Source organism: Sphingobacterium sp. Lzh-3 (genome assembly GCF_046764375.1).
In the GTDB taxonomy this organism is placed as follows: domain Bacteria; phylum Bacteroidota; class Bacteroidia; order Sphingobacteriales; family Sphingobacteriaceae; genus Sphingobacterium.
The window spans coordinates 1,092,686-1,108,965 of record NZ_CP177226.1 but is presented as its reverse complement, the minus strand read 5'-3'; the positions used below and the strand labels follow the sequence as shown (position 1 = coordinate 1,108,965).

The window sequence follows — 16,280 nt, the reverse complement described above, 5'->3', positions numbered from 1 at the left end:
ATTAAGAAGCAATACCGTACAAGAATTCTAACCCTACACTTGAAGCTTTATCCATTACAAAGACAACCAATGCAATAAGAAGAGAAGCAACAAGCACAATAACAGCTGAACTTTGTAACTGAGACCATGTAGGCCAAGTCACTTTCTCAGTGATCTCTACATAAGAGTCTTTAAAAAAATCAAGTACTTTTGCCATTTTAGTTTATCTGTTTTTATAAGCACGGGCACCAGGACTCGAACCCAGACCAAAGGTTTTGGAGACCTTCGTTCTACCTTTAAACTATGCCCGTGTATTTCTTATTTTGTGATGCAAATATAGTGTTTTAAACCACTTTCTGCAAATCTTTTTTCACTTTTTTTTATTCTATTCCGATAAATCGCTTATCGAAAAAATAAGCTAATCAACCTCAGTCGATTAGCTTATTCTATGTGATTCTAAATCTTTATTAAAGACTAGATAATTTCAGTTACCTGACCAGCACCTACTGTACGACCACCCTCACGGATAGCGAAACGTAGACCTTTTTCCATTGCAATAGCAGAAATTAATTTCACGCTGATTGTAACGTTATCACCTGGCATAACCATTTCAGTACCTTCTGGTAAAGAGATCTCTCCAGTTACGTCAGTTGTACGGAAATAGAATTGAGGACGGTATTTGTTGAAGAATGGAGTGTGACGACCACCTTCAGCTTTTGACAATACGTAAACCTCAGCTTTGAAATGATCGTGAGGAGTTACTGAACCTGGTTTACAGATAACCATACCACGTTTGATATCAGTTTTCTCAATACCACGTAACAATAAACCTACGTTATCACCAGCCTCACCGTAATCTAAGATTTTACGGAACATCTCAACACCTGTTACTGTAGATTTCAAGTTCTCAGCACCCATACCTAAGATCTCAACTGGATCACCAGAGTTGATTACACCTCTTTCGATACGACCTGTAGCAACTGTACCACGACCTGTGATCGAGAATACGTCTTCTACTGGCATCAAGAAAGGTAAGTCAGTCAAACGTGGAGGAATTGGAATGTAGTTATCTACAGCATCCATTAATTCCATGATTTTCTCAACCCACTCAGGCTCACCGTTCAATGCACCTAAAGCAGAACCTTTGATTACAGGGATATCATCACCAGGGAATTCGTAGAATGATAATAACTCACGAACTTCCATTTCAACTAAGTCTAACAACTCAGGGTCATCAACTAAGTCAGTTTTGTTCATGAATACTACTAACGCAGGAACACCTACTTGGCGAGCCAACAAGATGTGCTCACGAGTTTGAGGCATAGGACCATCAGTCGCAGCAACTACGATGATAGCACCGTCCATTTGAGCAGCACCAGTTACCATGTTCTTAACGTAGTCAGCGTGACCTGGACAGTCAACGTGTGCATAGTGACGGTTAGCTGTAGAATATTCTACGTGTGCAGTATTGATTGTGATACCACGCTCTTTTTCTTCAGGAGCAGAGTCAATTGAATCAAATGAACGAGCTTCTGACAAACCTTTATCAGCCAATACTTTAGTGATAGCAGCTGTAGTTGTAGTTTTACCGTGGTCAACGTGACCGATAGTACCAATGTTTAAGTGTGGTTTACTACGGTCAAATTTCTCTTTTGCCATGTTTATGCGAATTAGTAATTATAAATTATTTCTATTTGTTATATACTCTTGCTTAACTTTTACACAAGTACGAGCCAAAGATGGGATTTGAACCCACGACCTCTTCCTTACCAAGGAAGTGCTCTACCCCTGAGCTACTTCGGCTTACTAAAAAACCTTATTTACGTATTAATGCCCCCACCTTTAGATACATTATTATCAAAGAAGATAGAGACTAAATTTAATACTTGAAAAATTTGAGCGGAAGACGAGGTTCGAACTCGCGACCTATAGCTTGGAAGGCTATCGCTCTACCAACTGAGCTACTTCCGCTTAATAATTAGAAACTAGAGTAAATCTAACACCCTAATTAAAATAAAGTGTGGAGGGAGAAGGATTCGAACCTTCGAAGCCGAAGCAACGGATTTACAGTCCGTCCCATTTGACCGCTCTGGAACCCCTCCAGACCTGTAACTTTCGTTACATTTAGAGCCTCTTATCGGAATCGAACCAATGACCTACTGATTACAAGTCAGTTGCTCTACCAGCTGAGCTAAAGAGGCTTCTAATATCTTTATTTAAACTTACATTCTATCAACGTCTGACCAAGTATCTCTACCTTTTCAGCGAGTGCAAATATCGAATTTACTTTTGATTTCTGCAAGTTTATTTTTTATTTTTTTCATTTAAAGAACTAAGCAAACTTTCGTTGTTTTGAACCGTTGTTCCCTTGTTTGCTGATGCAAAGATAGACACAAAACTCACTTTACAAAAATATTTATCAAAAAAAAACGACAGTTTTTGGCAATTATACTGATATGCAGCACAATAATTTTTGATTGCATATTTACCTGTTTTGGTTATTTGGCTAATATACTATCTTTGGGCATGCAAATTTTACCGCAATCACTTTCAAAACTTACCCGATACTCTGTACTATTTACGGTACTTTTAATGGGATCGGCCGAATTGAAAGCTCAAAATATTATTCAAAAATTGAGTAAAAAATTTCTTTCTTCCGAAAGGGATTCTACACGTTCCGGTAGTTTTATGGTTTTACCGGCCGTTGGTTATGCGCAGGAAACGGGTGTAGAATACGGCCTGGCCAGCGCGTATAACTTTTATCTGGACAAATCTGATCCCAAAATCCGCACCTCCACCGTCATGGCCATGGGAACCTTTACATCCAATAGCCAGTCCAACTTCAAACTACAGACCGATCTCTGGACTAAAAACAACGACTACCATCTAATAAGTGAAATACGCTACCGTAATTGGCCCTTCAACTATTATGGCATCGGTATGGACACCTGGAAAGCGGATGAGGAACGCGTTGATCAAAAATTATTTCGCGTCAAACTCGAAGCTGAGAAAAAAATCAGCAACTTCCTTTATTCGGGTGTCAACATTCAATACGATAACTTCACCATTCGAAGCGATAGTGCCGATCGCATTTTCAACCATTCCGATCTGATTGGAAAGCGTGGCGGACAACAGCTACTCGTAGGTCTTTCGCAATTGTTTGACAATAGGGACAACGTTTCTTATACAACAAAGGGGTATTATGCAAAATTGCGGCTGGCCTATGCCCCAAAGTTATGGACAAGTACTGATTTTACGGGGGCAAACCTCGATGTGGATCTCCGTGGCTTTATTCCCCTGCACAACCAAGTCACATTGGCCCTGCAAGGAATCTTTCGTTCCACATTTGGAAAAACTGTCCCATTTTACAATTACCGTGAGCTCGGTGGAGACATGATGATGCGCGGTTATTACCTCGGACGTTATCGAGACAAGAATTATCTTGCCTCACAGGCTGAACTGCGCTATCGCTTTCATCCACGCTTTGGTATCGTTGGATTTTCAGGACTCGGATCCACCTTTTCCAAGGAAAATAGCAGCCGATATGTCGCAAGTTACGGTGGTGGTTTACGTTACTTCTTTAGCCTCGAACACAATAGCAGCATACGCTTTGATTATTCTTTTGGTGAACAAAGACCCGGAGAAAAACGGCAGTCGGGTTTTTATCTGTCCTTAAGTGAAGCTTTTTAACGAACAAGAGCATCCATAAATTTATGGGTGCTCTTGTTTATTCTCGTCTAATGAGATCCACCTGTTCCTTTTTCCCTCCTTATCCAATATTGCAAGCATTAAATAATATTTTAGGTCTAAAAGGCGCAGTGGCTGGATGTCTGATCGCTCACCAAGCATTAGCAACAACAGCAGCCTAAAACCGAATCAGAAAATTCTCTTTTCGCTGTTCTTTCCTAAAGAAAACCAGACCAACGCGATATAAATCGATCGTAACCACCACGCGATCATCTTTTTTAATCTTATCCCAATAGGCCTCCCTCTTCTCCGACTGATGAGGTTCGTTTATGATGAATAGATCTCTATCGCCAACATTTCCCAAAAAATTCAGGTCAAGATCTTCCCGATCAATATAATAAATATGTCGATAGGCATAACTTCCACATTGCTGCTGCAGGAGATTAGCATAGCTTTCCTGAGGCCGATCGGCCCAATAGTTAAAATTGTCGTAAGCAAATGTTCTTAATAATCGATCCATTAATGCGTACTTTTTTTGTTCTACCTTGCTTTTGTTTTGAATAGTTGCTGGTAACTCTGAAGCGCTCGCTTTGGATGTCTTTTGATAGATCACTTCGTCTACCAATTTATAAACAAAAGGAGAATGGGTCCCATGGCGACTATGGGATACAAAATAATGCCGCCAATACTTAAGCATGTAGTTCATTTCGCTGCAAACATCGCTAAATTTTATGATTTTTCACATGGAACATCACGCTTTATTTGCTCGACCGACGTGATTACTAAAACAAGAAAGAAGTTTTGTTACCGGACAAAAAAATGTTAAAACTGGAGGACAAAAACACTCCCCTGCCCTTCGGTACTGTTAAGAAAAATGGTCCCTTTGTGCAAGAGCATAATTTGCTTACTTAAAGTCAATCCCACACCTGTCCCCGTTTTCTTCGTTGTAAAAAATGGTGTAAAGATCTGCTCCTGAAGATCAGCAGGAATTCCTGCCCCATTATCTTCAATCCGAATCTGCACCCTACCATCTATCTCTAGCGCAGATAAGCTAATGTAAGCCTCTTCCCTATGTTTAACCGCATCGATGGCATTCAACATTAAGTTAATAATAACCTGTTCGATCAAGTTAACATCCGCAGACAGCACTAATCGGGTATTTTTCAGAATAATATCAACATCAATATTTTTTTGGATCAGTGTAGGCTCAAGCAATTGATAGATATGCTCAAACAGCGGTGCAATCTGAATGGGTGCAAGCTGAGGTTGATCCACTTTATTTATCATGCGATAACTTTTGGCAAAATGCAATAGCCCCTCACTTCGGCGCTTGATGGTAGAAATACCAATTTTCAGATCTTCTATATCCTCATGTCCTTTAAAGTGATCCAAACGTCCATTCAAAGTTTCGGCAAGTGAACTGATAGGCGCAATGGAATTCATAATTTCATGTGTAAGCACGCGCAACAATTTGTGCCAGGCCTTTGTCTCCGTTTCATCGATTGCTTCGTTGATATTTTGGTAAACAACAATCCTAAATACAGCATCCTGGGTCTCAAAGCTTGAACTTTGGATCAATAATTTAATTTTCCCTTTACTCGACTGAACCGACTCCATTTGCTGCTGTCCATTTTCAAGTAGCATGGTCTTTTCATATAGATCGCTGTTTTTTTTCTTTAACCCAGCTATATTCCCGAGATGCGGTAGATGGAAAAGCTGTTTAAATGCATCGTTCACCCACATGACCTTGCCGCTATCTCTTTCGTAAAATATGATAGCAGAATTCAGCATATTGATCACACGATCCAGGTATTGATGTTGAATTTCCTGTTTGATACTGATCTCCTTATAGGTTTCGTTGATTTGATTAAAGGCAAGGAAAAGCTTTCCCTCTACTGATTTGGTATTTTTCACTAAAAACCGCCTCGTAAAATCGCGGTATTTGACCGCCTCGGAAAATTCTATCAATTGCCTCGTTAAAAAATTATATTGTGCATATAAATTAAAACCGAGATAAAGCATGACACAGAAGATCAAAGCCGCCTGTACGTATTCACGTCTTAATAGCAAGTAAGCACTCACAAAAGCTGCTACCAACAGTAAGATAATTTTGATTCCGTTTAGGATTTTTCCGTGTCTCATGGACTAAATATCATATTTCTCCAAACGTCTATAAAGTGCTGCCCGCGTGAGCCCCAATTCTTTTGCTGCTTTACTGATATTTCCATTGTAACGCTCAATCGCTGATTTGATCGCTTTACGTTCCAATTCTTCCAAATTTTGACTGCTGGGGCTAGATTCGGTGACGCGGTTATCGACTTGCTGCTCAATTGGTGAGAAAAAGAGGTCATTTCCGGCAATACTAAGCTGATCAGCCATAATAACTGCGCGCTCGATGCTGTATTGGAGTTCCCGCACGTTACCAGGGAAATGATAGGCAAACATTTTTTTTACTGCATCCGACTCAAAACCTTCTATCCGTTTATTATATTTTTTCGAATAGATATCGAGAAAATGTTCAGCCAAAAGTTTGATATCCTCCCCGCGTTCACGCAAGGGCGGTACTTGAATCTCCACGGTATTGATTCGATAAATTAAGTCTTTTCGAAAACGGCTTTCATCTGCAAGCTGCTTTAACGGCACATTGGTCGCCGAGATTAAGCGTATATCCACCGGGATAGGTTGATAGGACCCCAACGGTGTAACCTGTCTATTCTGCAATACGGTTAACAACTTGGCTTGTTGCTGCAGGGAGATATTGCCAATTTCATCTAAGAACAGTGTCCCTCCGTTTGCCGCTTCGAATCGCCCCTGACGATCTTCACGCGCATCTGTAAATGCGCCCTTTTTATAGCCAAAAAGTTCACTTTCAAACAATGTTTCTGTCAATGCTCCCACGTCAACCTTGACATAAGTCCGGTCCGAACGTAGCGATCTTCGCTGAATGGCTTGAGCAATCAGATCTTTACCGGTTCCATTTTCTCCTAATATTAATATATTGGCATCTGTAGGGGCAATTTTCTCCAATTTATATTGCAGTTCATCCATCACGATGGAATTACCAATCATATCAGGACTGTGTGTACTGCTGAGCAAGGAGCTTTTACTTTTCTTTTCTTTATTTTTTGATTCCGCGAGGGCGCTTTCGATCGTTGCAAGCAACTGCTCATTTTCCCAAGGCTTCACCACAAAATCCGAAGCTCCCTGCTTCAATGATTTTACGGCCAGATCAACAGCTCCATAAGCTGTTATCATAATAACATGTACCTGTGGGAACTTTTCTTTAATTCGAGACAACCAATACAAGCCCTCATTACCCGTATTAATCGTACTTTTAAAATTCATATCTAAAAGCACTAGATCATAGGCGGTCTTCTCCAGATGTGCAATAAGATTCTCTGGATTAGGTTCAACTTGAATATGACTAACTTTAGGTTTAAGCAAGATTCTTGCCGCAGTTAATAAATCCTGGTCATCATCAACGACTAAAATAGATGCTTTTTTCATACTTCCTGACTTCATTGAAGATACTAAGATAACTATAAATTCAACGAGCCTGCGTAATAATCATTGATATATTTTTGCAGCAGCCATTCGTATTGTTTTACCAACAATTGAATCTGGCTGTTATCGTATTTATTTTTCGCGGTCAAAAATATAACTGAATTACTATTTCCTAATTCGAAAACGACTTTGGCAATACGAAAAGATTCGGCGTAATTTTCATTTTGACTACGCAATTGTGTAATCATATTGCTTGCGTTCTGTAAGTTAAAAACGGCATTGGACGTCGCAGCTCGTAAAATATTTTGTTGAATCTCTTTTTGAAATTTAGCAGCTTGTAGATCTAATTTTGCCAGGCGGACGTTGTTGTATACCTGCAAATGATTAAAAATGGGAATTGAGAGATTTAAAGAAATAGACTTTCCGACGTTATTACGCATTTGGGACCAATACGTTCCTTGAATACCCAATTTAGAATAATTGGATCCTAAACCAGCTCTCAGACTCAAAGACGGATAATAGTATGACTTTGCGATCTTGATATCGCGTTCCGCCACTTTGATTCGATAATCCAACGCCTGTATATCCGGCAATTGACCAACAGCCATTTCATACAACTGTTTTGCATCCAACCGCTGCCCGCTCTCTTTTATTCCCAGATTATCCAATTCGCCCAATTGATTTTCATCCATATTTAATAGGACCGCGAGTTTCACTCGGCTATTGTATAATAACTGCCTATTATTTTCAATCGTATTGATATCATTTGCCAGTTGTCCTTTCAAATCGAAGTAATCTCCGGGATTAATCGCGCCTTCCTTATGCATACTCTCCGCTCGGCGAACCTGTTCTCGGGTTACCTCAGTCTGCATTTCGGACTGCCGCAATATATCCTGAGCAGTCAAACTTTGGATATAAGCAGTAATAACATCCAGTTTTAAGGCATTAATCTGCGTATCAAAAGTCAATTTACCTGCGGTCTTTGCGTCGGCACGCATCCGTATCTCGTGAAATAAGCGAAACCCTCTAAATATTGGCAGACTTGCGTCCAAAGAAAAATTCCCAGTTGAATTGTTTGATGAAATATATTGAAGGGTAGAATTATCCTGAGATCTTCTTGATGTCAGACTATGCTGTAGGCTTGCATCTACATCGGGCAATCTATTCGCTTTAGCCTGGGCTAAATTCACCTCCGCACGCTTCACATCGAGTTCATTCTGCAATAAGGTTGGATTGGCCTTTATTGCCAACTGGATACACTCAGCTAAGCTCCGCTTGGCAATTTGCTTATCGTCGGTTCTTGTTACTGTTGTTTGCGCCACTTTTTCCGGTAGCCGCTGCTCCATCTGCTGCGCCTCCGTCTTGGCATAACTCAATAAAAAGCATAATGTCGTATATATATAGACTCTCTTCATATCCATTTTTTATTTTCTTGCTGACCATCGCCATGCCAAACAACAAAAACATTAAATATCAGATAGATACAAAAACCATATTTTCAAAAATGTTCGTTAATGAACAGTCGGTGTGCGTAGTTGGACAATTAAAATCTACAAGTGTATAAATAGGAACATGATGAAGATCAAGTTCACCATTTATTCGTTTATTCTATGGATATTCCTCGGTGTTTCTTCGGTATTTCTTCGCTTACAACCGAAGAAGTACCGAAGAAGCACCGAACAAGCTCCGAACAAGCACCGAGTAATCTACGAATACAATAGCTATTAATTAGTTAAAAATGGCGGTATACATCGCTTTGTCCTATACTTAAATAGATCAAAATCCTGACTTTTGAACAAACTGTTTTTGCCAATCTTTGGGATCAATCGGGTAAATAGTGACATTATTTCTACCTGTTGTTAAGTAGACAGAATAACGTTTGCTCCACCGGAACTAATGTGCCTCACCACAACTGAGATTATATTTGATCAAAGCGCTTCAGTTGCTGCACTAAACAGTGAAAAAACTTCAGTTGTACGCCTTCGTACAAGAAGTGTCCGCTATCGAACACCAAACAAGAGACAATACAAAATAAACAACTACAAATCAGCCTATTAAATTATTGGCACAGCTTTCATAGTTACATATAAAATTGATATTAAATTATGGACAGACCTTTAGAAAAGAAGAAGTGGAATAGCAAACGTATCATGACTATTGTAGGGGTTGCTGGCTTAGTTGGATTAATCAGCGCCAGCTTTTATTTTACCTCCGGCAAAAGCAAACTGAATGTTGAAGCTGACCGCATCTCTATTGTCGAAATAAAAAATGGAAACTTTCAAGAATTTATCCCGATAAACGGCACCGTGCTTCCTATTAGCAGCATATACCTCGATGCTTCTGTTGGCGGACGCGTGGAAGAAAAGTTCGTAGAAGATGGGGCTATCTTAAAAAAGGGAGATGCAATTATGCGTCTATCCAATACCGATCAGGAGCTTACTTTAGTACAACAAGAAACGCAAGTTCTGAACTTATTAACCCAGTCTCAAATTGCGCAGACCAATGCACAACAAGCATCTATTAACAACCGTAACCAAATGGCTGATGTAGAACAGGCCTACCGGGAAGCAGAGCGGATCTATAATCTAAACAGAAAATTACTTGCTGAAAAAGCCATTGGCACACAAGAGTTCGAAAAATCAAAGAACGAATATAACTATCAAAAAGAGCGAGTCAACTTGACCAAACAGATCCTAAAACAGGACGAGATCTCCAATGCACAAAAAACTAATCAGGACAAGCAAACTTACCAACGTACACAGAGCGCATTGGAACTAATGAAAAGAAAAATTGGTGATCTGATCGTTAGAGCACCTGTTGACGGACAATTGACAGCCTTCGATGCAGAAATCGGTCAAAACAAAAATGCCGGAGAACGATTGGGACAAATCGACGTCTTGACAGGATTCAAAGTGCGTGCTGATATTGACGAACATTATATCAACCGTATTTTCCCAGATCTACAAGGTGAATTTTCTATTGGTGAAAAAACCTATAAACTCCGTATCAAGAAAGTGTATACCCAAGTTACCAATGGTCGATTCCAGGTTGATATGGAATTTATCAATGATGTTCCAAAGGGGATCCGTCGTGGTCAAACTTTACAGATACGTTTAGCCTTAAGTGACGAAACGAAAGCATTACTACTTGCAAAAGGAGGATTCTATCAACAGACCGGTGGTAACTGGATCTTCAAATTGGATAAAAATGGAAGCACAGCATACCGTGTGGATATCCAACTAGGAAGACAGAATCCGGAATATTATGAGGTCATCAAAGGTCTACAACCGGGAGATAAAGTTATTGTATCAAGCTATGAGACCTACGATAAGGTTCAAGAACTGAATATTAAAAAGTAACATCATATAGCGGTTATCGATAACATCAGGTCTGTCGATAACCGCCTTTATCATACGACCATAATTATGATTAAAAACTTTATTAAAACCGCTCTCCGCAACCTTTGGAAAACCAAAGGTTACAGCTTTCTCAATATTTTTGGGCTGGCGATCGGGATTGCTGCGGCATCGTTGATTTTTTTATGGGTTGAAAACCAGTTGAGCTACAACGATAATTTCGCCAACAAAAAGGATATCTATATTGTCAAATCAAAACAGACATACGATGGTGCCACCTATGTTTTTCAATCTACTCCAGGACCATTTGCCCAAAGCGTAGCGAAAGAGATTCCAGGTATTAAACATGCAGTCCGTATGACTTGGGATACGCCCATGCTCTTTTCTGTCGGCGACAATAATTTATTCCAGACCGGACTATATGCTGATGCTTCCATTGCCGACGTACTGTCCTTAGAATTTTTAGAAGGTGATCGTAAAAGCGCATTCGACCAAGTGAATAATATTATCCTATCGGAGACAGGTGCAAAAAAATTGTTTGGGGACCGCCCGGCATTGGGAAAGACCGTCAAAACGAATAATAAAGAACCGTTTATCGTGACAGCAGTCATCAAGGATTTACCCAAAAACAGTAGTTTTAGTTTTCAATGGCTCATCCCTTTTAAGAAATATGAAGCTGGACAGGATTGGCTGGAAACTTGGGGGAACAATGGCTTACAAACGCTTGTTCAGGTTGATGAAAACGCCAATGTAGACCAGATCAACAAACAGATGCTGGATTTTGTCAAAAAGAAAACCAATGGTGAAGTCACTTTTTCGCAGAACTACCTTTATCCAATGGATCGTTGGATTACTTATAATCAGTTTGACAACAGCGGAAATGAAAAAGAAGGTGGTATTAAGAATATTCGCTTATTTACTTTTATTGCTTGGATCGTACTATTGATTGCCTGCATCAACTTTATGAATCTGGCAACTGCCCGATCCGAAAAAAGAGCAAAGGAAGTGGGCATGCGCAAAGTTGTTGGGGCTAGCCGCCAATCCCTGATTGCACAATTCTTGGGAGAGTCGCTCGTATTAGCAACAATCTCGTCACTGATGGCGATTCTATTGATTTATATCTTTATCCGGCCGTTCAATACCATGATCGGTCAGGATCTACAGGTCAATATTTTCGAACCTTTACACATCGGTTTTTTACTTGCTGTGACGATCTTGTGCGGTCTGTTTGCAGGTAGCTACCCAGCATTTTTTCTATCCGCATTTAAACCGCTTTCGAGCATTAAAGGTGCAAAGCAAAAAACAGGCAGCGGTAGTCTAATACGAAAAGGACTGGTTGTCGTTCAATACTCTGCTTCGGTCGTATTGATAATCAGCACCATTATTATTTACCAACAGATTCAGCACAACAAAAACAGGGATCTCGGATTCGATAAGAGTCAAGTATTGACAACAGCACTTCAAGGTGATATGGCAAAACATCTGCCCTTAATTAAAAATCAACTGCTGGCAACAGGAGTTGTCCAAGAAGTGGGTGTCAGTGATATGAGTATCCTTAATATTTATTCCAACAGTTCGGGCTTCAGCTGGGATGGAAAAGATCCAAATGCCAGTATTTTGATTGGTATGTTACGTGCTGATGAGGGGCTTATTCCAGCTCTGGATTTAAAGCTTTCTGACGGTAGAAACTTCCATCAAAATTTTGTAGGTGATAGTACCTCGGTTGTCATCAACGAAGCGTTTGCAAAATTGATCAAAAAAGATGGTCTTGTTACAGGTAACATTATCAGTTACGGTGAGGAAAAACTCACCATTGCCGGGGTCGTCAAAAACTTCGTTTATAACAATGTGTATGCCGATCCTGAGCCGATGCTGTTTCTGCCAATGAACAGAGATAATGGCATCATGACCATCAAAACAAAAGCGGGAATAGATTTACCAAATGCAATCCAGCAAATCGAAAAGGTGATCGTGAAAAATAATCCAGGCTTCCCTTTCGACTATAAATTTTTAGATGATAGCTTCAACACTAAATTTCAAGCCGAGCTTTTTGTACAGCGACTTTCTAGCGTATTTGCTATTATGTCCATTATTATATCCTGCCTCGGACTGTTTGGCCTCGCCGCATTTGCAACAGAGCAGCGTGCTAAAGAAATCAGTATCCGCAAAGTACTGGGGGCTTCGGTATCAGGACTTATCCAGATGCTCAATCGGGAATTTGTCATTCTTGTGGCAATATCATGTATTATTGCCTTTCCAATTGCCTGGATCATTATGAGCAAATGGTTAACCAACTATGTACATCATGTGCAGATTTCCTGGACTATTTTTGTGATCAGCGCCTTGGCGGCAATTGTCGTTGCCTTATTGACCATTAGTTCACAAGCATTTAAAGCGGCAATAGCAAACCCGACCAAAACATTAAGAGATCAATAAAATTTAAACGAGTTTAATAATAAAACAGTAACCGTCCAAAGCAATTTCGCTAAGGATACAAAAACATAAAAACCATGAGCACAAAAAATATGATCAAGATCACAAACCTTCAAAAGTATTATCGCACTGAAGAAGTGGAAACCATTGCATTAAACAACCTAAACATTCATGTTAAAGAAGGGGAATTTGTTGCTGTAATGGGACCTTCCGGCTGTGGGAAATCGACTTTACTCAACATCATCGGATTGCTGGATGATTTGGATGAAGGAAGCTATCTGTTCAATGAGATCGAAGTTGCCAAATTCAAGGAACGTGGTCGTTCAGATCTTCGCAAACATAATATCGGTTTTGTGTTCCAGAGCTTCAATTTGATCGATGAGCTAACTGTATTTGAAAACGTGGAACTTCCGCTGGTTTATACCAATGTTCCAGCTGCAGAGCGCAAAAAACGTGTAGAAGAAGTTTTGGAAAAAGTGCAGATCATGCACCGTCGCAATCACTTCCCACAACAGCTATCCGGTGGTCAACAGCAACGTGTAGCTGTCGCCCGCGCCGTGGTCAACAATCCCAAACTGATCCTTGCCGATGAGCCTACGGGTAACCTCGATTCCAATAATGGTAACGAAGTCATGCAGCTCCTTACTGAATTGAATGAAGCTGGTACAACGATCGTCATGGTAACACACAGTGAACACGATGCTAAATTTTCTGACCGTGTGATCCGCATGTTGGATGGACAAGTAATTATGGAAACAACTTCGGTATAAAATAACTTCTATGTAACAAAGATATTAATCCAAATAACCTATAGATGATGAGCACGATTAAATTAATTTTCAGACAACTTTGGCGCAACCGTCTTTTCACATTTTTAAATGTATTTGGGCTTGCCATCGGAATAAGTGCCTGTTGGCTTATTTTCCGAATTGTCAATTATGAATTTAGTTTTGACCAGCATCATCCGGAAAGTGAGCAGATTTACAAGGTCCATACCTCCTATGAGGAAAAGGATAAATTAGATCATTTCGATGGTGTTCCCGCACCATTACCGGCATATATCAAGGAAAACTTTGTCAATGTTGAACTGACAGTACCCATCTTTAAACAATACTTCGAGCGTGTCAGTAATAATGGCAGAGCGCAGAAAATAGAGTTTGAAGATCAGCCCGAAATCATCGGTACCACGGGAGACTATTTCAAAATGACACCTTATGTTTGGTTAGCTGGTGACCAAAGGAATATATTAAAAAACAGCCATGAAGTCGTCCTGACGGAATCGCGGGCTAGATTATATTTCCCAAACACGTCAATAGACCAAATCATAGGACAGACCTTATCCTATGATAGTACATTGTACAATGTAACTGGTATTGTAAAAGACCTCGCGCATCCAAGCAGCTTTTTGGGAAAAGAATTTATCCGGATTCCAGAACAGGAATGGAACAGTACAAACTGGAGTAATTCAAATTCAAATTGGCAGCTCTTTATTAAGGTAAAATCATCAGCTTCCCTTCCTAACCTCATAAAGACAGCCGACAAAAAGGCCTATGAGATGACACATGCCGAATTTGATAAGTTTGGATTTAAAATGCATGTAAATACAATTCCTTTAAAAGATTTACATTTTACTTCTTACGCGCAAAATAATGTTGATCAGAAAATAATGTACGGTCTTATCGGCATAGGTATATTTTTGCTCTTACTCGCCTGTGTCAATTACATCAATCTCGCTACCGCCCAAATCCCACAACGCGCCAAGGAAATTGGTATCAGAAAGACATTGGGAGAAAGCCAGAAAAGAATTACAAAGTCCTTTCTGCTAGAAACATTCTGCATTACGGCTTTTTCGGTGCTTTTATCTTGGCCTTTACTTATTCTCATTCAATCCGTTTTAGCCGCATATATTCCCGATCAGCTCAAGCTATATCCAGATCCCTGGGGTGTATCGCTATTTTTAGCAACACTTACAATTACGATTACCTTAATTTCCTCAGGTTATCCGATTTTATTAACAAACAAAGTCAAGATTGTTGAAGTCATTAAAATCTCGAATGCGCAAACGATCAAATTTGGCAATCTTTCTTTTCGAAAAATGCTCATTGTTTTTCAATTTTTGATTGCCCAGCTATTTGTTATTTCAACTTGCATCATTGGTCTACAATTGAAACATGCACTACAGAATAACTACGGCTTCGATAAGGATGCGATCATTACCCTACGTTTCCCGAGTAAAAGCTATCAGGACAGTAATGTCGATCCCTTTGTTTTCAAACAGGCGATTAAGCACATCGCAGGTGTAGAGCAGGCTTCCTTGGGGCATCTGCCCATGAGTAACGACCATTGGGGAAATGCACTGTTTGCAAAAAGTGATACAGGACAAGTACAAGCAGATGTGCAAATGAAATTTGTCGATCAGGATAACTTTAAGCTCTATAATTTTAAAATGCTTGCTGGCCGCCCGCTGCAGTTGGCCGATACGAGCACAGGCATCGTGTTAAACTTAGCCAGCGTTCAAAAATTAGGTTTTAAATCTGCTGAAAACGCTGTAGGGAGCTTTGTTACGTATACCGACAAACAGCGTCAGATTGTGGGGGTAACCGACAATTTTCACACAAAAAATCTCCATGCAGCCATTCAGCCTGTCGTTATGCTAAGTTCCATTAAAAAATGGGAATTAAACAGACTAAGTGTCAAACTTAACAATAATTCAGCTACCTGGCCCGAAACATTAAAACAGATTGAAAAAGAATGGCAAAAATATTATCCAAAAGCCCCATTCAAATATGATTTCTATGACCAGCAAATCAAAGAACTTTATAGCAGTGATCTAAAATTCTCGAAGATCATCAATCTATTTACATCGACGACAATTCTCATCAGCTGCCTGGGATTGGTCGGACTGGTTACCATCACCACGGTACAGCGTACAAAAGAAATTGGTATTCTAAAAGTGTTGGGAAGTACCGTACTGGGGATTATTGGATTATTATCAAAAGATTATATCAAACTTATACTCATTTCTATTTTGATCGCTACCCCAATTGCTTGGTGGGCGATGCACAAATGGTTGGATGATTTTGCTTATAAAATAGATCTATCCTGGTGGATGTTTATCATACCGGCAGCCGCAACCCTACTTATTGCATTTTTTACAATGAGCTACCAATCCATAAAAGCGGCACGTGCAAACCCCGTAAATAGTTTAAGAGATGAATAGAACAGAAAAGAAGCTCAATAGTGATCAAGGAGAATGATGGGAATCAGCAATGATCCCATCACAATCCTTGTTTTGAATAATGCACTGCAAAGAATGACTAA

At 39.8% G+C, this 16,280-nt stretch carries 11 protein-coding genes and 5 tRNA genes; 5 read left to right on the top strand and 11 right to left on the bottom strand.

Annotated features, from left to right (window positions below):
• Window position 1: 1 nt before the first annotated feature.
• The 7 genes from secE to ACLCDV_RS04465 all read right to left on the bottom strand — a co-directional run bounded on the left by secE (window position 2) and on the right by ACLCDV_RS04465 (window position 2,180).
• Window positions 2-196: a preprotein translocase subunit SecE gene (gene secE, locus ACLCDV_RS04495; RefSeq protein WP_028072657.1), complete on the bottom strand. Its 195-nt coding sequence runs from the start codon at window positions 194-196 to the stop codon at window positions 2-4.
• Window positions 197-219: 23 nt separating this feature from the next.
• Window positions 220-290, bottom strand: a tRNA-Trp gene (locus tag ACLCDV_RS04490).
• A gap of 163 nt (window positions 291-453) precedes the next feature.
• Complete coding sequence (gene tuf, locus ACLCDV_RS04485) at window positions 454-1,638, bottom strand: elongation factor Tu (protein WP_075991174.1); 1,185 nt, start codon at window positions 1,636-1,638, stop codon at window positions 454-456.
• Window positions 1,639-1,710: 72 nt separating this feature from the next.
• Window positions 1,711-1,782, bottom strand: a tRNA-Thr gene (locus ACLCDV_RS04480).
• A gap of 95 nt (window positions 1,783-1,877) precedes the next feature.
• Window positions 1,878-1,950: transfer RNA gene (locus ACLCDV_RS04475), tRNA-Gly, on the bottom strand.
• Between the two features lie 50 nt (window positions 1,951-2,000).
• A tRNA-Tyr gene (locus ACLCDV_RS04470) sits at window positions 2,001-2,081 on the bottom strand.
• Between the two features lie 26 nt (window positions 2,082-2,107).
• Window positions 2,108-2,180 (bottom strand) — tRNA-Thr (locus tag ACLCDV_RS04465).
• A 325-nt stretch (window positions 2,181-2,505) separates the two neighbouring features.
• Here ACLCDV_RS04465 and ACLCDV_RS04460 point away from each other — a divergent pair.
• Window positions 2,506-3,669, top strand: coding sequence for a BamA/TamA family outer membrane protein (locus ACLCDV_RS04460; protein ID WP_317668310.1), 1,164 nt, complete (start codon window positions 2,506-2,508; stop codon window positions 3,667-3,669).
• Window positions 3,670-3,844: 175 nt separating this feature from the next.
• Here ACLCDV_RS04460 and ACLCDV_RS04455 read toward each other — a convergent pair whose 3' ends face one another.
• From ACLCDV_RS04455 to ACLCDV_RS04440, 4 genes are all read right to left on the bottom strand, one after another.
• Window positions 3,845-4,363, bottom strand: coding sequence for a hypothetical protein (locus tag ACLCDV_RS04455; RefSeq protein WP_317668311.1), 519 nt, complete (start codon window positions 4,361-4,363; stop codon window positions 3,845-3,847).
• A gap of 125 nt (window positions 4,364-4,488) precedes the next feature.
• Window positions 4,489-5,808: a HAMP domain-containing sensor histidine kinase gene (locus ACLCDV_RS04450; protein WP_317668312.1), complete on the bottom strand. Its 1,320-nt coding sequence runs from the start codon at window positions 5,806-5,808 to the stop codon at window positions 4,489-4,491.
• A gap of 3 nt (window positions 5,809-5,811) precedes the next feature.
• Window positions 5,812-7,173, bottom strand: a complete 1,362-nt coding sequence (locus ACLCDV_RS04445) for a sigma-54 dependent transcriptional regulator (protein WP_317668313.1) — start codon at window positions 7,171-7,173, stop codon at window positions 5,812-5,814.
• Between the two features lie 32 nt (window positions 7,174-7,205).
• On the bottom strand, window positions 7,206-8,585 hold the full coding sequence (locus ACLCDV_RS04440; protein ID WP_411972993.1) for a TolC family protein: 1,380 nt from the start codon (window positions 8,583-8,585) through the stop codon (window positions 7,206-7,208).
• 690 nt (window positions 8,586-9,275) lie between these two features.
• On the opposite strand from ACLCDV_RS04440, the gene ACLCDV_RS04435 reads away from it, so the two are divergent.
• The 4 genes from ACLCDV_RS04435 (at window position 9,276) to ACLCDV_RS04420 (ending at window position 16,179) form a co-directional block, all read left to right on the top strand.
• Window positions 9,276-10,529 carry an efflux RND transporter periplasmic adaptor subunit gene (locus ACLCDV_RS04435; RefSeq protein WP_046672247.1) on the top strand — a complete coding sequence of 418 codons (1,254 nt, stop codon included), beginning with the start codon at window positions 9,276-9,278 and terminating at the stop codon, window positions 10,527-10,529.
• 66 nt (window positions 10,530-10,595) lie between these two features.
• On the top strand, window positions 10,596-12,962 hold the full coding sequence (locus tag ACLCDV_RS04430; protein ID WP_411972992.1) for an ABC transporter permease: 2,367 nt from the start codon (window positions 10,596-10,598) through the stop codon (window positions 12,960-12,962).
• An 89-nt stretch (window positions 12,963-13,051) separates the two neighbouring features.
• Window positions 13,052-13,729, top strand: coding sequence for an ABC transporter ATP-binding protein (locus tag ACLCDV_RS04425; RefSeq protein ID WP_411973928.1), 678 nt, complete (start codon window positions 13,052-13,054; stop codon window positions 13,727-13,729).
• Window positions 13,730-13,773: 44 nt separating this feature from the next.
• Window positions 13,774-16,179, top strand: a complete 2,406-nt coding sequence (locus tag ACLCDV_RS04420) for an ABC transporter permease (RefSeq protein WP_411972991.1) — start codon at window positions 13,774-13,776, stop codon at window positions 16,177-16,179.
• The last annotated feature ends 101 nt before the right edge of the window (window positions 16,180-16,280 follow it).